This window comes from Thermostichus sp. OS-CIW-31 (genome assembly GCF_054060305.1).
The window spans coordinates 25,487-43,812 of the sequence record NZ_JBSSDA010000016.1; the positions used below are offsets into that span (position 1 = coordinate 25,487).

An 18,326-nucleotide genomic window follows, 5' to 3' on the forward strand; every position below is an offset into this window, starting at 1 on the left:
GGCTCTAGGCGGTGCTGCCCTAGTCGGCAAGGGGGGACTTGAAGGATATGAAAAAAAGGGTGGGCAGGGTAGTTTTCGCAAGTGCTTTAACTTTTTTTGCCAGTTCAATTCTTCTGAGAGCCTACGGTTCGCATTCAATCGAGTGGGCTCGCCAGTTCGGAACTCCTGCGAATGAGGTGGCTGACTCTATTGCTGTCGATCGCGCCAGCGGTGCGGAGCACTTTGGACAGGGCAATGCTTGGGTAGCGGGAACCACTACGGGAGCCCTTCCTGACCAGTTGAGCGCTGGGAGCTGGGGTGCTTCTGTGCTTCAAGTACAGTCGCTAAGCCTGAGCTTCCTTCTCTTGGGAGAGCGGCCATGCACCGAATAGCTGCTTTGCCAGGGGGATGGGATCCCACCCAGTCCGGGGTCATTTTCCTGGAGCAGGATCCTGCTCCCATTGTTGTTCTCTCGGCAGCCGATACGGACCTGACGGCTTTGAGCGCGGCCATCCGTCTTTTGCCCCAAGACTTTCCGGCCATACGGGCAGCTAATCTGCTGCAGTTGCAACAGCCCCTCAGCCTGGATGACTACGCCGAGAAGGTGCTGCGGCAGGCCCGGCTAATCTTGATCCGCCTGTTGGGGGGGAGATCCTACTGGAGCTATGGCCTGGAGGTGGCCAAGCAGGTGGCAGCCGAGGAGGGATCCACCCTGATCGTCATTCCTGGGGACGATCGCCCCGACTGGGATTTGGTGAGCCATTCCACTGTGCCCCTGGCGGTGGCGGATCGGGTGTGGCGGTACTGGCTGGAGGGGGGAGCGGAGAATGTGGCTGCCTGTCTGCTGTTTCTGGCTAGGGAGTTTCTGGGGGGCCAATATTCGGCGCCGGATCCACAAGGGTTGCCTCGTCTTGGGATCTACCAACCTCCCGTAGCCTCGCCGACGGATCCCCAAGCTCCCAAGGTGGGGATTTTACTCTACCGGGCCCATGTTCTGGCGGGGAATACAGAGCCGGTGGATCAATTGGCAAAAGCCTTGGTGGAGCGGGGGCTACAACCCCTTTGCCTGTATACCTATAGCCTTCAAGACCCAGACTTGCCCCAGGCCATTCGGGATCACTTCGGCGGCCAGATTGACCTGTTGCTCAACACCACCAGTTTTTCGCTGGCGCGGTTGGACAGCCACCAGCCCGATGTAAGCCTGTGGCAGGAATTGGATGTGCCCGTTTTGCAGGTAATCCTCAGCGGTGGATCCCGGCAGAGCTGGGAGAACTCCACGCGGGGATTGGGGGCGCGGGATCTGGCCATGAATGTGGCTTTGCCGGAGGTGGATGGGCGCATCATCAGCCGCACCGTTTCCTTCAAGGCGGTTCAACAGCGGGATCCCCGGTTGCAAACGGAGGTGGTGGCCTATGCGGCTGTGCCGGATCGGGTGGAGTTTGTAGCCGATTTGGCGGCCAACTGGGTGAAACTGCGGCGTACCCCCCCTTCCCAGCGGCGACTGGCTTTGATCCTGGCCAACTACCCCAGTCGGGACGGGCGACTGGCCAATGGGGTGGGTCTGGATACCCCTGCCAGTTGTGTGGAAATTCTCAAAGCTTTGGCGGGAGCTGGCTACTCAGTAGATCCCCTGCCCCAGACTGGAGATGAACTCATCCATTGGCTAACCGAAGGCCAGACCTACGACCCCTTGGGATCCCTGCGCCCGGCTCGGCAATGCCTTTCTGCTGCCCTTTATCGAGAGTGGTTTGCCCGCTTGCCTGAGCCCATCCAGACCGACCTCGTCCGGCAGTGGGGGGATCCGCCCTCTCGAGATATTCCCGTGGTGGGACTGCAGTTAGGGCAGGTGTTTGTAGGCATTCAGCCCCCGCGAGGCTATGACCGGGATCCGTCCTTGAACTACCATGCCCCGGATCTGGTGCCCCCCCATGAGTACCTGGCTTTTTACCTGTGGCTGCGGCAGGTCTTCGCCGTTCAAGCGGTGGTGCATGTGGGCAAGCACGGCAACTTGGAATGGCTGCCCGGCAAGGGATCCGCTCTTTCCGCCACCTGCTACCCGGAGGTTGCTCTGGGGCCAATGCCCCACTTCTACCCCTTCATCGTCAACGACCCAGGAGAGGGATCCCAGGCCAAGCGGCGAGCCCAGGCAGTGATTATCGACCACCTCACCCCGCCCCTTACCCGCGCCGAGCTGTACGGCCCCCTGGCGGATTTGGAACGGCTGATGGATGAGTACGTGCAGGCCCAACAGTTGGATCCCAGTCGTTGTCCCCTGATTCGCGCCCAGATTCAGGAGCTGGTTCGAGCAGAGCATCTAGACCAACAGTTCAACCTGGAAAAAGAAGAAGATTGGAATCGCCTGGATGGCTATCTTTGCGAGCTAAAAGAATCCCAGATTCGCGATGGGCTGCACATCTTTGGCCGGATCCCTGCCGGCGAGCAGCTTATCGATCTGGTGGTAGCGCTGGCCCGCTACCCCGGCCACGGACAACTGGGGATTACTCAGGCCATTGCCCGCGATTGGGGATGGGACTGGGATCCCTTGACCGCCGACCTGACAGATCCTTGGCCAGAGGGATCCCCGAACTCGCCGTAACCCAAGCCAAGCGTTTTATTTTCCTCTCTCAGGGAGCAAGGAAGAATCTTAAGAGTAAGAGGAGTTGATCGGGATCCCTCATCAACTCCTCTGTTGGAACAATGGAAGCAGGCTAGAGAAACAGCTGGATCCCGGAATCGTAGCCCAAGACCGGCTCGCGCCTAGGTGCCCCCTGGCCAGCTACCGGGAAGCCCTAGCGGGCGTTTCAATAGCGAGATTGAAAACTCCGCCGCCGCTCACCGCCACTGTTCGCGTTACCAGAGCGGAAACCTGAGGTGGGGCGTTCTTCTCGCGGGCGAGCTTTGTTCACCTTGAGGTCGCGCCCCATCCATTCCGCCCCATCCAGCGCAGCAATGGCGGCTTGCTCCTCTGCTTCAGAGCTCATTTCCACAAACCCGAAGCCCCGAATGCGGCCTGTCTCGCGGTCAGTGGGGATTTGCACCCGCTTGACAGAACCGTACTCAGCAAAAACAGCGGTCAAATCCGCTTCTGTCACCTTAAAGGAAAGGTTGCCAACATAAATCGACATAGACGATCTCCGAAAGAGAGAGTAACAAAGGGTGAGATGTTCGGAGAGCCGTCTGCCAATACAAAACGTGAAAATCCGTCAAGACCAGAAGAAACGAGCACTACAACCGACAACGATCTCAGCTTCTATCCTAACACAGAAGTAGGGGCTCGCCACTCCGATTTTTCCAAATCCTGGGAAGATTGCCTTCATCACCCCGCCGCTCTGCCTGCGCTGATGCCATCTCAGCCCAGCTTCTCCAGCCTGGATCCCAGTAACCTCATCTGGGCTTCCAGCTCTGCCAGTTGTTCCTGACTGGCTTGCACCACTTCAGGGTTGGCCCGGTTGAGAAAATTGGGGTTCTCCAAGCGGGCGCGGATCCCTTGGGCCTCTTTTTCCAGTTTGGCCAGGTCTTTTTGCAGTTTGGCCCGCAGCGCTTCCACATCCACCAGTCCTGCCAAGGGCATCAGCACCTGCACCGTGCCCACCACTGCAGCCGCCACCTGTTTGGGCTCCGTGGCCAGGGATCCCGTAATCTCCAAAGCCTCAGCCTTAGCTAGATCCCGGATGTAGGCTTGGGCAGCCCTGAGAATTTGCTGCTGGGTGGGATCGTCGGTAACCAGGAGGGCGGTGACGGCCTGCTGGGGCTTGAGGCCGGCTTCTGCCCGCAGGTTGCGCAGGCTGGTAATGGTTTGGATCACCAAGCCAAACTCCCGCTCCAGTTGAGGGTCGATCCAACTGGGATCCGGGGTGGGATAGGGCTGCACGGAGATAGAGGTGGTTTGGTTGGCCTGGGTGAGCAGCTGCCAGATCTCCTCGGTGATGTGGGGCATCCAGGGGTGCAGCAGCTTGAGAATGGTTTCCAAAACGGTGGCCAGCACCTGCTGCGCTGCGCGCTTGGAAGCCAAGTTTTCTCCCCGCAGCCGGGGCTTGACCAGCTCGATGTACCAGTCACAAAAGTCATCCCAAATGAGAGAGTAGAGCAGGCGCGCCCCCTCGCCCAGGCCATAGGCTTCCAGCTCGGCGATGACTTGGGTGGCTGTGGAGTGCAGCCGCGACAGGATCCAGCGATCGGCCAGCTCCAGCGCTTCGGGGGCAGGGGATCCCAGCTGGGCGGGGGTCTGTCCCTCCAAGTTGATGAGCACAAAGCGGGAGGCGTTCCAGATCTTGTTGGCAAAGTTGCGGGCGGCCTCTACGCTGGCGCTCTCGCCGGTCTTGCGGTCATAGGCCAGGCGGATATCCTGCCCTGCCCCCACCACCTCTTTGACCAGGGCATAGCGCAGGGCGTCGGTGCCGTATTTGTCCAGCAGCTCCAGGGGATCGATGCCATTTCCCTTGGTTTTGGACATTTTCGCCCCGTGCTCATCCCGCACCAGGCCATTGATGTACACATCTTTGAAGGGGATCTGGCCGGTAAATTGGGATCCCATCATGGCCATGCGGGCCACCCAGAAGAAAATGATGTCAAAGCCCGTGGACATCAGGGAGTTGGGATAGTAGCGTTTGAAGTCCTCGGTCTCTTCCGGCCAGCCCAGGGTTGAAAAGGGCCACAGAGCAGAGCTAAACCAGGTATCCAGCACATCGGGATCCTGTTCCACCCGCTCAACTTCTGGGCCAAACTTTTCCCGTGCCTTGAGCAGCGCTTCCTCGCCGTTGCGGGCCACCACAAAAGCTTGGGGATCCTCGAGAAGCTGGCCATTGAGGACTGGATACCAAGCTGGGATCTGATGGCCCCACCACAGTTGCCGAGAAATGCACCAGGGGCGCAGCTTTTCCAGCCAGCCCGTGTAGACTTTGGTCCAGCGCTCAGGGATAAAGCGGGGGCTATTTCGTTGGTATTCCTCTTCCAAACAGCGAGCCCCCATCCCCGAGACATCGCAAAACCACTGAATGGAAAGCAAAGGCTCGATGGGCACGCCGCCGCGGTCGCTGTGGGGAACGGTGTGGGTGTAGTCCTCCACCTTCTCCAGCAGGCCATGTTCGGCAAACCACTGCACCACCTTTTCTCGGGCCACAAAGCGATCTAGGCCGGTGAAAGGATCCCCGTTTTCGTTGAGGGTGCCGTCTTTATTGAGGATGTTGATGAAGGGCAATTGGTGCCGTTTGCCGATTTCAAAGTCGTTGGGGTCGTGGGCCGGGGTAATTTTCACACACCCGGAGCCAAAGGAGGGATCCACATACTCATCCGCAATGATGGGGATGAGGCGATTTTTAATGGGCAGGCGAATGAACTGGCCGATGAGATGGCAATAGCGCTCGTCTTGGGGGTTCACCGCCACCGCCGTATCCCCCAGCATGGTCTCGGGCCGAGTGGTGGCCACCACCAGATACTGGCTGGGATCCTCGGCCAAGGGATAGCGAAAATGCCACAAATGGCCCTTGACCTCTTTATCATCCAGCTCGATATCCGACACCGCCGACTGGGTGGCCGGGCACCAGTTCACCAAATACTCGCCCCGGTAAATCAACCCCGCCTCGTATAGCCGCACAAACGCCTCGGTTACCGCCCGGCTCAGCCCCTCGTCGAGGGTAAAGCGATCCCGCGTCCAGTCCAGCGAGAGACCCAGCCGCCGCAATTGGCTCTTGATAGCTCCCTGCGACTGCTCCTTCCAAGCCCAAGCTCGCTCCAGAAAAGCCTCGCGGCCCAGATCGAAGCGGGTCTTGCCCTCTTGGCGCAGTTGGTTTTCCAGGATGGTGTGCACGGCGATGCTGGCATGGTCTGTGCCGGGCAGCCAGAGCACGTTGTAGCCGCGCATCCGCTTGTAGCGCGTCACCACATCCGGCAGGGTAAAGGCAAAAGCATGGCCCATGTGCAGGTTGCCCGTCACATTGGGCGGGGGCAGCACCATGCTAAAAGCCTCTCCTGGTGCCTTGGGATCCGCCACATAAAAGCCCTTCTCTTCCCAAAAGCGCTGCCACTTCGGCTCGGTCTCGAAGGGGTTGTACTGGCTGGGCAGGTTGGCGGAGGAAATTGCAGCAGTCATGGGGAGAACAGGCCAACGGCTGAGAAGGATAAATCACTTTATAGAGTAGCAGTCTAACCCCTTGCCCTTCGGGGTAGAGTGGCCCGTTGGTCTTGACCCCGATCACACAGCCAGAGAGGGATTTCGAGCTAGGGTACTGCTGTCCTCAGCGTTTGGGTACTGCGTTATGTCCAGATCATTGACGGCAACGGTACTGATGGCCCTGATGGCTCTATCCCCTGGGATCCCTGCCTTGGCGCAACAGGACCAGGAGAGCTTAGATGGTGACGTCCTGATTTGTCAGGGGGTACCTCATCTAGACTCTTTGGCAGGTTTTGAGGCTTGCTTGAGTTTGGGTTCCTACACCTACTCTCAGTCTGATAACCAATCCGCGACCCAGTTGTTAGCAGATTTGTTGCTTTCGCACCTCCTCGAGCGAACCCCCTCTCAGTCTAATAGCCAATCCCAGTTGGTAGGCCTGTATTTCATCCCATACACCACCTATAGCTTTTGCTTTGTGGGTACAGAGAAGTTCGATGACTCAGAGAAGATTTATGTGTATGTGGGTCGAAGTGGACGGCTATTCTTCGGTTTGGATCGCCCCCTGACCCCTTCTGAACTGGAGGTAGAGACCCCCCAAGTTATCCAGCGGAAGGCCCGTATTCTCGAGGTGGCGGCAGATCCCATTTTCGGTATCAGCCAACTGGTGGTTTACGACGAGACTGAGTTTCGCCTGAAGCAGCCAATAATAGTGACCACACCTCTAGGATACTTTGGAGACTCCATTTCGCGAGAGGTGTTTTTAGAGAGTCCCGACTGCCAAGCCATTTTGAATTGAGGATCCCCTGCACCTGTAACTGGTGTGCGTTCTTGGGTTTTGGCAGGCTTACGAAACGGCCCTAGAGGCCAGAGTAAGCGTTGAGCCATTCCATGAAGTAAAACACCAGTGGCGCGGTGAACACATAGCTGTCTCCCCGATCCAAGATGCCACCGTGGCCCGGGATCAGATCCCCGGAATCTTTGACGCCGGCATCTCGCTTCATCAGCGATTCGGTCAGGTCGCCCAGCAGGCTGGTCAACCCGATCAAAAACCCCAACACGCTGCCGCTCAGCCAGCTCCAGGGCCAGCTCAGGGCGTGGGCTCCGGCCACGGCCAGGGCCATGCTGGCGGCAATGCCGGCTACTGCCCCTTCCACCGTTTTCTTCGGGCTGAGGATGGAGAGCTTGGTGCGCCCAAAGGCCCGACCACACAGGTAGGCCCCTACATCTGCGGCGATCACGCAGCCAATGGCCAACAGCGTAATCCATAGCCCTTCGCCAATGCCCTTGGATAAAGACAAAGCCCTGACCCGAATCCAAAAACTGGGCAGCAGAGCACAGTAAAACAGTCCCAAAATTGAGGTGGCAATATCGGCAATGGTGGCCACCTTGGGCTTAAAGAGCAAATAAAAACAGATGATCGATCCCGCCACGATAAAAGCAGGGCTGGTCCACTCGGGCTTGACTTGCTGCAAAATCACCAGCACCTGGCTGGAAAACATGGTGGTGCGCATGGCCGGCGCATTGCCTTTGGCTTGCACCAAGCGAAAAAACTCCAACTGGGCCAAAAAAATGATTAGCCCAATGGCTGCAGTAAAATACCAGCCCCCTAGCAGGGTGACCGCCAACGCAAACAACACCGCCGCAAAACCGCTAACCCAACGGGCTCCCATGGGCGCACCCCGTCACGTTGGCTGGCCAAATACCTCTTGCCCCCGGCTCCAGCAGATCGACGTCCAAGCCGAGAGCAGAAGAAACCCCCCCTCTGGTGTTCAAGATTCGCGTTTGCGGGACGGAGTCCTGATGCGGCTGCTGCAATGGAAACGCCTCTTGCCCTAGCCTTTCAGTTTAACTCCCTTGGCCTCGAAACAACCGCTTTCGGCCCTGCAGGATGGGATTTCCGAGAAGGTGGCAGGCAGACTGGAGCATGAGATAATGGGCAAACCGCAAAGCTCACTGCTGACCGCCTAAGATACCTCTGATTCGTTGCACCGCAGCATGGTTCAAGAACTTACTTCGCGCTCCACAACTGCTCGCATTTCTGCCGAAGAGGCTCGTCTTCTCTATGAAGACATGGTGCTGGGCCGCCTGTTTGAAGACAAGTGCGCCGAAATGTACTACAAGGGCAAGATGTTCGGCTTTGTGCATCTGTACAACGGCCAAGAGGCCGTCTCTACGGGGGTGATCAAGGCGCTCAAGCCCACCGACTACGTGTGCAGCACCTACCGCGATCATGTGCATGCCCTCAGCACCGGGATCCCGCCGCGGGCGGTCATGGCAGAGTTGTTCGGCAAGGCCACCGGCTGCAGCAAGGGTCGGGGTGGTTCCATGCACCTCTTCTCGGCGGAGCACAATTTCTTGGGGGGCTATGCCTTTGTGGCCGAAGGGATCCCAGTGGCGACGGGGGCTGCTTTTTCTGCCAAATACCGGGGCACTGACCAGGTAACCGCCTGCTTCTTTGGGGATGGAGCCTGCAACAACGGCCAGTTTTACGAGTGCCTCAACATGGCCGCCCTCTGGAAGTTGCCCATCGTCTATGTGGTGGAAAATAACTTCTGGGCTATTGGCATGGCCCATGAGCGCTCCACTTCCGACACCGATATCTACCGCAAGGGCCCGGCTTTTGGCATGCCCGGCTACCAGGTGGATGGGATGGATGTGCTAGCAGTGCGAGAGGCCGCCCAACAGGCCATTGCCCGCGCCCGTGCCGGAGAAGGCCCCACCTTGCTAGAGTGCATCACCTATCGTTTTCGGGGCCATTCCCTTGCCGACCCTGACGAGCTGCGCAGTCCTGAGGAAAAAGAGTTCTGGCGGCAGCGGGATCCCATCAAGCAACTGGAACGCTATGCCCTGGAGCACAACCTAATGACCGAGGCAGACTTCCAAGCCATCCACGCGGAGGTCAGCGCCGTGATTGAGGACGCGGTTCTTTTTGCTCTGGAAAGCCCAGAGCCAACCCTGGACGAGCTGCACCGTTTTGTCTTTGCCGAAGACGAGTAGATCCTGGCCACTTCCCCGGTAGCGGGGGAGTCGCTTGCCGGGGGATCCCCACAAGGTTCTCTGGCCAACTCGGGTGGCCCATCCACCCGACGGAGCGCTATCGCGCCGGATCCCTTGAGGATCCTCGATGATTGGCATTGGAGAAACCTTCTCGAGATCTGCGCTATTGCGCAGATTTTTTTGTAAATATCGCTTCCCATTTGTTTACACAGCTTCATATCATTGAGGTATCGAGCATGAGTATTTATTCCCGGTCATGAGCAATCCTCTTGAGTTTCCCTGGCTGTCGGTGCTGGTGCTCTTGCCTCTGCTGGCAGCCTTCGGGATCCCCTTGATCCCCCAGAGCCGTTGGGTGCGTTGGTATGCCCTCGCTGTGGGGGCTTTTGATTTGGGCCTGATGGTCTATGTCTTTGCGCGGCACTATGACCTGCAGGACTTTTCTCTGCAACTGGCGGAGCGCTACGCCTGGGTGCCCCAAATTGGATTCCACTGGTCGCTGGCGGTGGACGGCCTCTCCTTCCCGCTGGTGTTGCTGTCGGGTTTGATCACGACCCTGTCGATTGTGGCGGCTTGGAATCTCTCCCACAAGCCGCGTTTGTTTTTCTTCCTGCTGCTGCTGATGTACGGCGCCCAGGTGGGCGTATTTCTGGCGCAGGACATGCTTCTATTCTTCCTGATGTGGGAGATCGAGCTGGTGCCGGTCTATCTGCTCATCTCCATCTGGGGTGGGCCGAAGCGCCAGTACGCCGCCACCAAGTTCATCCTCTACACCGCTGCCGCCTCCATTTTTATCCTGGTGGGATCCCTGGCAATGGCCTTCTATGGCGAGGGCTTCAGCCTGGAGATGGCAGAGCTGAGCGCTAAGTCTTACCCGGTGGCCTTGGAGCTGTTGGCCTATGCGGCTTTGCTGATCGCCTTTGGGGTGAAGCTGCCGATTTTCCCGCTGCACACCTGGCTGCCGGATGCCCACAGCGAAGCCTCTGCTCCCATTTCCATGATCTTGGCGGGGGTTCTGCTCAAGATGGGGGGCTATGGCCTGATCCGCATGAATGTGGGCATGTTGTCGGAAGCCCACGTGTACTTCGCCCCGGTGCTGGCGGTGTTGGGTGTGGTGAACATCATCTACGGGGCGTTGGCCGCCTTTGGTCAGAACCATCTCAAGCGGCGCTTGGCCTATTCATCCATCGCCCACATGGGCTTTGTGTTGATCGGGATCTCCGCCTTCACGGAGCTGGGCATCAATGGGGCAGTGCTGCAGATGATCTCCCACGGTCTGATTGCCGCGGTTCTGTTCTTCCTGACGGGGATCACCTACGAGCGCACCCACACCCTTGCCCTCGACAAGTTGGGAGGGTTGGCCAAGCAGATGCCGAAGGCTTTTGCCCTGTTTACGGCGGGATCCCTGGCCTCTCTGGCGCTGCCGGGGATGAGCGGATTTGTGGGTGAGCTGACGGTGTTCTTGGGCTTGACCACCAGCGATGCCTATGCGCCGACCTTCAAAGCTGGAATTGCCCTGCTGGCGGCAGTGGGCATCATTCTGACGCCCATTTACTTGCTCTCCATGCTGCGGCAGGTGTTCTACGGGGCTCAGGATCCCGGCTTGGTTTTGGAAGATTACCTGGGGGATGTGCGCCCGCGGGAAATGGCGGTGGCCCTCTGTCTGCTGTTGCCGATCCTCGGCATTGGCTTCTACCCACGCCTGGCTACCCAAACCTACGATGTCACGACGGTGGCGGTAGCTGCCCAGTTGCGCAGTGTGTTGGCAACTGAGATTGTGCAGCGGCCTTTCTTCCCCTTGCCAGTGCAATCGGCTCAGGTGGCGGCTTTGCCCCTGGAGGATTAAAAGGGGGTCGAGACTCGGTTCTTCTTTATCTCTATTCCTTACTCTGTCCAGAAGAGCTGGTGTTCGAGGTGCAACCCGACTCAACTTTCAGCTCTTCTTTTGTTTTTTTTAAGTTTTAAGATTGGATTTAGGATCCGGGATGTTCCTGGGCTGGGATTTTCGTGCAGCCGATTGTTCTTGTGCCGTCCATCCTATCGGTGATCGGTGTGGATAGAGTTTTGTTCCATCAGGTTTAGCTGCACCACCAACCACCAGAGGGTTACATCGGAGTAGGTCGCCCGACGCTTGAGCCGAGAAATGGAGTGTACTGGGTTTTGGCTGTCGATCATCCACTCAGAAGCGATGATTTGGCCGCGTTGCTGAGCATTCATTGTTTCTCCCTCCGCTCGCCAACTGCTCAATACTTAGAATGGCTAATATTTAGGATGGCGAATTTGCGCGGGAGCGTGTGAAAAAATATATTACGCAGGGATCCCCAAAATCGGCTAACTTTCTTAGCAATGAGGATCTCATAAGCCGTTGAGTTGCTGAGTTGCCGTCCGGGGATGGGAAAAATGTTGCAGAAGGGGTAAAAGGTTGGGCGAGGGGATTGCCCCTATCTTCACAAGTCTTAAAACCTAGAAAGATTCTATTTTCTCTTGACTTGTCTGTGGGTCTGAATTCCACCTCCCTTCGCCGGCCTCTGCAGCAGCAACCCTTGAGGAGCCTGAGATCGCGATGAGAGCCAAGGCCATCTCTCCCCAGCCAGCCTCTGCTTTTGGAGAAGTGGTGGAAGCCAACACCACAACCTTTGTGGCCCAGTGCTTCGAGCCGGAACGTCTGACCTTCCCACCCATGCCTGCTCTCGGCAGTTGGACGCGCTCCCAAGACGAAGAGACCGGCAACCTAATCTACGGGGTGGTTTGCTATGCCGCCATCGCCCCCATCGACACCGTCCACCGCGCCAGGGCTTTGGGCCTCTCCCCTCAGGAGCTGCGGGAGCAACAGCCCCAAATTTTTGCCATGTTGCGCACCGATTTCCGCGCGGCCATTGTCGGCTTTGTCAGCGGGGGACGAGTCTACCAGTACTTGCCGCCACGGCCTCCCCAGATTCACCAGCCGGTTTATCTCTGCTCCGATACGGAAGTGAGGGAATTTTGCCGCTCTTTCGAGTTTTTGCGCGCCCTGCTACGGGTCAACGGGATCCCAACCGATGAGCTGGTGGCTGCCGTGATTCGCCAAACTTACCGAATCCTGAACCGAGATCGCAACTGGCTTTTACAGGCAGGTCGGCAGTTGAGCTGTCTGTTGCGGGATGATTATGAGCATCTCAGCGCAATTTTACGAAAGATTGAAGCCTAAGCGAAGAAATATTGAGAATGGCCTTGGATCCCTCTGGAATCGAGTCGGGGGGTGATAACCTGAGGCCGTTTCCTATGGAATTGATTCCCTTTGAATCCTCTTTCTGCTGTAAAAATGTTTAACAAATTCAATCCTTCTGACAAACCCTCCAAAGGCAATTGGGCAGGTCGTACCTTTTCTGCAGCTGCGGGCGCTTCGGTGGCAGCCGGTGTTTGCATTGCCCACGGTCAGCCGGCTTATGTGTCGCTGTTGGTGGCCTGTTGCGCGACGGTGTTTACCCTCGTTTTGGATGAAATGGGCTGGATCTAGGCTCGGTTTCAACTTCAGCTTTGGTTTTGCTGCATAAGAAGCCGCTCTAAAGCAGAGACTAACCAATCCGATAGGGATCCCTGGCCCTCTGGGTTTGCTGCTTGGGTGAAAGGATCCCTTTGCTGGGTTGGCAACATGCAGCCTTACTTTACCCTGCTTCGCGGGCTGCCCGCACCAACAATCCTGCTGTGATCAGCCCTGCCAGAATGGAGCTGCCGCCATGACTGAACAAAGGCAGGGGCACGCCTGTGGTGGGCAGAACCCCGGTGACCACGCCGATGTTCATCAGTGACTGACCCACCAAAAACATCAGGCAGCCGCAGGCTACTAAGCGAATGGTCAACTCCCGACAGCGCCCCATCACCCGCCAGCCCAGCAGAGTGTAGAAGGTCAGCAACCCCAGAAAGAACAGGGATCCGGCCAAGCCAAACTCCTCTGCGTACACCGAGAAGATAAAGTCGGTGTATTGGATGGGCAGGTAGAACAGCTTTTGCTGGGAGAGGCCATATCCCTTGCCCCACAGGCCGCCAGAGCCAATGGCCAACAGACTTTGCACCAACTGATAGCCATCCCCTTGGGCATTGCCCCAGGGATCCAAAAAAGCCAAGATGCGCCGTCGTTGGTAATCTTTGCTGAGAATGCTCACCACAGCCGCCAGAATCCCCAGCCCCGCTGTGGCCAAAAGGGTGAAAGCTGGGATCCCGGCAGTCCAAGCCATGACCCAGAGGGTAAGGCCGCAGATGGCCGTGGTGCCCAGGTTGGGCTGGGCGAGGATCCCCAAGAGCGCAAAGGCGAAGATGCCCGCCCAGAGGACGCGGAACCAGAGGGGATGGTGAAACCAGCGGCCAAAGATCCAGGATCCCTGCAAGACCAACAGGGGCTTGAGCAATTCCGAGGGCTGGATAACAGGGATCACCTTCAAATCCAGCCAGCGGCTGGCCTCCAGGCGGGAAACCCCCAATCCCGGCACCTGGGTGGCCCACACCAAGCCAACTCCCAGCAAGCAGAGGATCCCGGCCCAGGGGAACCAGCGCCGCAATGGGATCCGCACCAGAACCCAGAAACAACCCAGACCCAACCCGGCCCAGAGCAATTGCCGCTTGAAAAAGTAGAGGCCATCGCCAGTGATCCGCTGAGCCACCGGGTAGGAAGCGGAAAACAGCATCAGCAGCCCCAGCACCAGCCAGATCAAGGTGAGCCAGCGCAGCCAGCGAGCTTCAGCATTCCAGGGATCCCTGGAGGGCTTGGCAGCAGGCTCGGAAATGGTTGCCACGGTGTTCAAAGCTGGAGTACTGGTCAAAACTGGCACAGGCGGGGGACAGCAAAATGGTGATGGGTTGAGCGGGCTTCCCCAAGCTCTGAGCTTGACGCGAAAGGGAACAAGCCGCTGCAAAGGCTCTTTCCACCGCTACATCTAGGGTTGGCACGAGCTCAACGTCAGTATAGTGGATCCCCTGGAGGGCCTCTGCCAGCACTGGGGCAGACTCCCCCATCAGCAACACGCGGGCCACCTTGGCCCGAATCAACCGCAACCAGGCGCCGGGATCCCCCTGCTTAGCCCTTCCTCCGGCAATCAGAATAATGGGTGGGGAAAGGGCGTTGAGCGCCACCCAGCCGGCCTCGTAGTTGGTGGCCTTGCTGTCGTTGACAAAGCGGATGGGGGTGGCTCCCACCTGGATTTGCGCCACCCGCTCCAGCCGATGGGGCATGCCGGCAAAAGATCGGATGGCTTTTTGAATGGCAGCGTTGGGGAGCCCAGCTAGACGTGCTGCTGCCGCCGCCAAGAGCAGGTTTTGCAGATTGTGTTGGCCAGGGCAGCGTTCTGCAAAGTCCTCCAGCTCCGCCACCATCTCCCCCTGGATGTAGAGGCGGTTTTCCCGCAGGTCAACGGTTGCGGTGGGATCCTGATCGCAACAGAGTTGCGGGGCAGCAAGGGAAGTCCAATAGGTCTTTTCCCAGTCCTGCCGGCGGCAGCACAGGTAGGGATCCTCGCCGTTGAGCACCCGCCACTGGGCCCGATCCAAAAGGCGAGCCTTAAAGCTGGCATAGCGCTCCAGCGTCCCATGCCGTTCTAAGTGATCGGGAGTGAAGGTGGTCCACACCCCAATGCGCGGCGGCCCTCCAGGAGTGCTGCTCATGAGGCGGCTACTGGCCTCCAACTGGTAGCTGCTCAGCTCCGCCACGATCCAGTCCGGCTCTAGCGTTCCCTGGAGCGTTTCCAAAGCCACCTGCGACAGGGGCAGGCCAATGTTGCCGCAGGGGATCCCTTGCAGCCCCGCCGCCTTGAACATCTCCGCCACCAGAGCTGTGGTGGTGCTTTTGCCGTTGGTGCCGGTGATCCCCACCCAGGGTAGGTGGTCAAGATAGATCCAGGCCAGCTCCGCCTCCCCCACCACCGGGATTCCCTGTTGACGCACCGCCTGCAGCAGCGGGTGATCCCAGGCAATGCCCGGACTGACCACCACCTGCTTCACCCCTTCGGCCAGTTGAAAAGGCTGCCCCAGCCGAACCGGGATCCCTTCTTGATTGAGCTCAGCCTGCCGCTGTCTGAGAAGAGGGGAATCTTGCTCATCCCAAACCAGCACTTCATAGCCCTGGGCCCGCAACAGTCGCGCTGCCGCCAGCCCCGCAATGCCTAACCCCAAAACTTGATGTTGCACGTCGGTTTCTACTTCGTTTCTTTATTTGGGGATCCCTGCTTGGATCTTACCGGTCACGTCCTTGACCCGCATGTTTTTGTTCGACACTCCCCTTGCTTATGGGGGTAACCAGTTGGTGGAGTGGATGGAGTTTTCCTAGCCGCCTGGATGGCTAACTTGGGAATAGACTGGAGACCAGTCCGCCGGCCACCCTCTACAACCCGTGCAGATTTGTCTTTGGCGTAGAAAAGATTCCACCTAGCCTGCCAGCCTCACTTTGTGGATGCTGTAGGAAATTTTCTTCCCTATGCATCATCTACTCAATCTTCCAAGGGATCCAACTTGGGATCCAGACTCTTGGCCGTTAGACGCAGAGCCTCCGCCTGATCCATCACCCGTGGAGCTTGCACTGCCGTTTCAAGGCCCTGGCGATAGCTCTCCCACAGGGGCATTTCTGGGTAGGTCTGCTGCAACTCGCTGATCTGATCCAGAAGGGCCTCCAGCCAGCCGGCCGTGCTCCAGGTGAGCAAAAACTGGAAGGGGTTCCAGAGGTTGAGCTGCCGCCCCAATTCATTTAGGCTCTCGTTGCGAATGGGCGGATCGAAGATGTCCGCCACCGTCATTAACTGGCGCGCCAGCAGAGGTCTGAGGAGTTTCTCGGCAGCTTCCACCACAGCAGGGATGGCAGCCTGGATCTGGTTGGGTCTGGGAATGTTCCGCGCCTGGGGCAAGGCTTGCAGCACCAACTCCAGTCGCCGCTCTGCCTCTGCCGATTCCAAAGCCGATTCCAGGGTGGTGCCCACGCTGAGAAACACTTCTCCCGTCAGTAGCCGCACTGCATCGATGACCAGGTGATACAAGGGGGGGATCACGAGCTTAATCCACTCACTCTGGAAAAACTCCCGCAGCCGCCGTGCCGCATAGTCCCCCACTTGGGTGGTCTGGATCCCCACTTGAGTGAGATTGAGATACCAGTCGGGAGGAGATCCCTTGGGATCCAGCCAACGGCGCAGCGTTTGCCATTCTTCTTCTGTGAGGGCAGTTCGTCCCTGTTTTAAGCCAGTTCGCCGCAGCTTGCCCTCGGCATTCAAGAGCTTGCGCAGCTCCGGTGTGCCCAGCAAGGACAAGGCACCTGCCGAACCCACACTGCCGATCTCGATGGCGATCAAGGCGGCCAACAAGGCGGCTGAGGCCTTTACTTGAATCTGGCCGCTTTTGTCCATCACCAAAGGCAGGCGGCTGTTGCCATAGGCACGGGCACTCATCGCCTCCAGAGCAGAGCGTTGGTCAGAGGTCAGCGTCCGAGCCCAAGAAGGAATCCCGTGGCTTTCCGCCTCTGGATAGGCCGCTTCCTGCAAGCCGTGATACAGCAAGCTGGCCACCCAGGCGCGATCCGCAGCCTGCCGCAAAGAGCCAATGACCACTTCCCATTGGCAGGGGTTGAGCAGGGGCAAGAGCGCTTGCAGCTCTCGGTGGACGGGCTCTGGGGATCCCGCCGTTCTCGACTGTTCCAGAGCGCTTTGCAGCCGATCCCGCGCCTCTCGGCACAGCCCGCCCCACTCCAGTTGCAGGCGAGCCAGGGTCTGTTGCACCGTCTCTTCGGAGCGACGGGGCAGATCCTGCCAGCCCGCTTCCAGCTGCCGCCACAGCCCCTCCCAGTTCAGGCCCTCAGCAGCACCATTCACGGGATCCGAGGCAACCTTTGCGCTGGGCGAGGCATTTTGGGGCAAAGCGGGATCCAGAGGTTCAGACATGGACAGAACCGGCCTCAAGGGGATTACCGGCATTATAGCTAGGGGTAAAACGCCAGCCGAGGCAAACCCAACGTTTCCGGCCATCCCATCATCAAGTTGAGACACTGCACTGCCTGCCCGGCTTGCCCTTTCATCAGGTTGTCGATCACCGACAGGACAATAACGCGGTTGGTGCGGCTGTCCACCTCCACCCCGATCATGCAGGTGTTGGTGCCGGAGACCCATTTGGTTTGCGGGTAAACCCCCCGCGGCAGCACCTTCACCCAAGGAGATTGGCGATAGAAAGCATTGTAAATGGTGAGCAAATCTTCCCCCACAAAGCCGGGATCCCGCAGAGTGGCATACAAGGTGACGTGGATCCCCCGCACCATGGGCACCAGATGAGGCGTAAATTGCACGGTGATGGGGGTGTGGGTCAGGTCGGTGCAAGCTTGCTCGATCTCGGGCGTATGCCGGTGCTGGGCCACTCCATAGGCTGCCAGAGAGCCGTCCACTTCGGCAAACAGGGATCCCACCTTGGGGGTACGGCCTGCCCCCGAAACGCCGGATTTGGCATCGAAAATGAGGCTGTCCAGCTCCACCAACCCCTGCCGCAGCAGAGGGGCAACCGCCAACAACGAGGCAGTGGGATAGCAGCCGGGACAGCCTACCAGTTGGGCTTGGGCAATCGCCTCGCGGTAAAGTTCCGGCAACCCATAGACCGCCTGCTCATTGGCCTGGCGATAGGCAGGGCTGGGCCAGTTGGGATCCGTCTGACCCATGCGGTACCAAGATTGGTAGGTGGCCAGGTTGCGAAAGCGGTAATCCGCCGACAGATCTAAGACTCTGCACCCTTTGGCCAGCAAGGGCGGGGCCAGCTCAGCAGCCAGCCCATTGGGGAGAGACAAAAACACCACATCGCTGTTGGCGGCAATGCGATCCACCTCTACCGGCTGAACGGTCAGATCCACGGCCTGGGCCAACTGGGGATAGAGATCCCCGTAGCGCTTGCCGGCACTGTCTTGCCCAGCCAGGTAGGTGATCTGCACGCCAGGGTGCTCGCTCAGCAGCCGCACCAACTGCACCCCTCCGTAGCCGGAAGCGCCGACGATGCCAATGCGGACAGGCTCTGTGGGGTGGGGTGGGCGGGGCGCCATGTTGGCCATGGGGGGTTGCCTGTGCAAGAGGGTTACATGAGGGTCTGCCCTAAGTTCTATCGCATTTTCTTACCCCATTTGACGCTGCATCTTGTCCATTCGCGTTTTCATTCGCGTTAGCGTTGCGTGGCCATCCAGGGGGATTTGTTATGCTGGGTTCACCTGAGCCGCTCGGGCCTTGGCAGCGGCTTCCGTAATATCTGTCTATGTTCTGTGTAG

At 58.5% G+C, this 18,326-nt stretch carries 13 protein-coding genes; 5 read left to right on the forward strand and 8 right to left on the reverse strand.

The features are described from left to right. Positions 1–358 precede the first annotated feature (358 nt). Positions 359–2,575 (forward strand): cobaltochelatase subunit CobN, encoded by a 2,217-nt coding sequence (cobN, locus tag ACVWY9_RS10125; protein WP_457388258.1) that lies wholly within the window; start codon positions 359–361, stop codon positions 2,573–2,575. 205 nt (positions 2,576–2,780) lie between these two features. Here cobN and ACVWY9_RS10130 read toward each other — a convergent pair whose 3' ends face one another. Together ACVWY9_RS10130 and ACVWY9_RS10135 are read right to left on the reverse strand one after the other, a co-directional pair. Continuing rightward, positions 2,781–3,104: an RNA recognition motif domain-containing protein gene (locus ACVWY9_RS10130; protein WP_011431969.1), complete on the reverse strand. Its 324-nt coding sequence runs from the start codon at positions 3,102–3,104 to the stop codon at positions 2,781–2,783. A gap of 224 nt (positions 3,105–3,328) precedes the next feature. Beyond that, positions 3,329–6,067, reverse strand: coding sequence for a valine--tRNA ligase (locus tag ACVWY9_RS10135; protein WP_457388259.1), 2,739 nt, complete (start codon positions 6,065–6,067; stop codon positions 3,329–3,331). Between the two features lie 166 nt (positions 6,068–6,233). Here ACVWY9_RS10135 and ACVWY9_RS10140 point away from each other — a divergent pair, with 166 nt between their 5' ends. Further along, complete coding sequence (locus ACVWY9_RS10140) at positions 6,234–6,884, forward strand: hypothetical protein (RefSeq protein WP_457388260.1); 651 nt, start codon at positions 6,234–6,236, stop codon at positions 6,882–6,884. 61 nt (positions 6,885–6,945) lie between these two features. On the opposite strand, the gene ACVWY9_RS10145 is transcribed toward ACVWY9_RS10140, so the two are convergent. Continuing rightward, positions 6,946–7,758 carry a phosphatidate cytidylyltransferase gene (locus tag ACVWY9_RS10145; RefSeq protein ID WP_457388261.1) on the reverse strand — a complete coding sequence of 271 codons (813 nt, stop codon included), beginning with the start codon at positions 7,756–7,758 and terminating at the stop codon, positions 6,946–6,948. Between the two features lie 325 nt (positions 7,759–8,083). Here ACVWY9_RS10145 and pdhA point away from each other — a divergent pair, with 325 nt between their 5' ends. Further along, positions 8,084–9,085, forward strand: a complete 1,002-nt coding sequence (gene pdhA / locus ACVWY9_RS10150; RefSeq protein WP_457388262.1) for a pyruvate dehydrogenase (acetyl-transferring) E1 component subunit alpha — start codon at positions 8,084–8,086, stop codon at positions 9,083–9,085. A 256-nt stretch (positions 9,086–9,341) separates the two neighbouring features. Beyond that, the gene (locus ACVWY9_RS10155) at positions 9,342–10,928 is read left to right on the forward strand and encodes an NAD(P)H-quinone oxidoreductase subunit 4 (protein ID WP_457388263.1); all 1,587 of its coding nucleotides are present in this window, start codon (positions 9,342–9,344) and stop codon (positions 10,926–10,928) included. Between the two features lie 191 nt (positions 10,929–11,119). Here the strand turns inward: ACVWY9_RS10155 and ACVWY9_RS10160 are convergent, their stop codons facing one another. Further along, positions 11,120–11,299 (reverse strand): hypothetical protein, encoded by a 180-nt coding sequence (locus ACVWY9_RS10160; protein ID WP_011431964.1) that lies wholly within the window; start codon positions 11,297–11,299, stop codon positions 11,120–11,122. A 346-nt stretch (positions 11,300–11,645) separates the two neighbouring features. Here ACVWY9_RS10160 and ACVWY9_RS10165 point away from each other — a divergent pair, with 346 nt between their 5' ends. Continuing rightward, positions 11,646–12,269 carry a hypothetical protein gene (locus ACVWY9_RS10165; protein WP_457388264.1) on the forward strand — a complete coding sequence of 208 codons (624 nt, stop codon included), beginning with the start codon at positions 11,646–11,648 and terminating at the stop codon, positions 12,267–12,269. A 457-nt stretch (positions 12,270–12,726) separates the two neighbouring features. On the opposite strand, the gene ACVWY9_RS10170 is transcribed toward ACVWY9_RS10165, so the two are convergent. From ACVWY9_RS10170 to argC, 4 genes are all read right to left on the reverse strand, one after another. Further along, on the reverse strand, positions 12,727–13,851 hold the full coding sequence (locus ACVWY9_RS10170) for an FtsW/RodA/SpoVE family cell cycle protein (protein ID WP_457388265.1): 1,125 nt from the start codon (positions 13,849–13,851) through the stop codon (positions 12,727–12,729). After that, the gene (gene murD / locus ACVWY9_RS10175; protein WP_457388266.1) at positions 13,796–15,238 is read right to left on the reverse strand and encodes a UDP-N-acetylmuramoyl-L-alanine--D-glutamate ligase; all 1,443 of its coding nucleotides are present in this window, start codon (positions 15,236–15,238) and stop codon (positions 13,796–13,798) included. The genes ACVWY9_RS10170 and murD overlap by 56 nt, the downstream gene beginning before the upstream one ends. 299 nt (positions 15,239–15,537) lie before the next feature. Next, complete coding sequence (locus tag ACVWY9_RS10180) at positions 15,538–16,971, reverse strand: hypothetical protein (RefSeq protein ID WP_457388267.1); 1,434 nt, start codon at positions 16,969–16,971, stop codon at positions 15,538–15,540. Positions 16,972–17,009: 38 nt separating this feature from the next. Continuing rightward, on the reverse strand, positions 17,010–18,116 hold the full coding sequence (argC, locus tag ACVWY9_RS10185; RefSeq protein WP_457388268.1) for an N-acetyl-gamma-glutamyl-phosphate reductase: 1,107 nt from the start codon (positions 18,114–18,116) through the stop codon (positions 17,010–17,012). Between the last annotated feature and the right edge of the window lie 210 nt (positions 18,117–18,326).

Bases quoted from the DNA above. Each gene is read 5' to 3' on its own strand.
- argC (WP_457388268.1), bottom strand. From the start codon at position 18,116: ATGGCCAACATGGCGCCCCGCCCACCCCACCCCACAGAGCCTGTCCGC.
- ACVWY9_RS10140 (WP_457388260.1), top strand. From the start codon at position 6,234: ATGTCCAGATCATTGACGGCAACGGTACTGATGGCCCTGATGGCTCTA.
- ACVWY9_RS10180 (WP_457388267.1), bottom strand. From the start codon at position 16,971: ATGTCTGAACCTCTGGATCCCGCTTTGCCCCAAAATGCCTCGCCCAGC.
- ACVWY9_RS10145 (WP_457388261.1), bottom strand. From the start codon at position 7,758: ATGGGAGCCCGTTGGGTTAGCGGTTTTGCGGCGGTGTTGTTTGCGTTG.
- cobN (WP_457388258.1), top strand. From the start codon at position 359: ATGCACCGAATAGCTGCTTTGCCAGGGGGATGGGATCCCACCCAGTCC.
- ACVWY9_RS10160 (WP_011431964.1), bottom strand. From the start codon at position 11,299: ATGAATGCTCAGCAACGCGGCCAAATCATCGCTTCTGAGTGGATGATC.
- ACVWY9_RS10155 (WP_457388263.1), top strand. From the start codon at position 9,342: ATGAGCAATCCTCTTGAGTTTCCCTGGCTGTCGGTGCTGGTGCTCTTG.
- ACVWY9_RS10165 (WP_457388264.1), top strand. From the start codon at position 11,646: ATGAGAGCCAAGGCCATCTCTCCCCAGCCAGCCTCTGCTTTTGGAGAA.
- pdhA (WP_457388262.1), top strand. From the start codon at position 8,084: ATGGTTCAAGAACTTACTTCGCGCTCCACAACTGCTCGCATTTCTGCC.
- ACVWY9_RS10135 (WP_457388259.1), bottom strand. From the start codon at position 6,067: ATGACTGCTGCAATTTCCTCCGCCAACCTGCCCAGCCAGTACAACCCC.
- ACVWY9_RS10130 (WP_011431969.1), bottom strand. From the start codon at position 3,104: ATGTCGATTTATGTTGGCAACCTTTCCTTTAAGGTGACAGAAGCGGAT.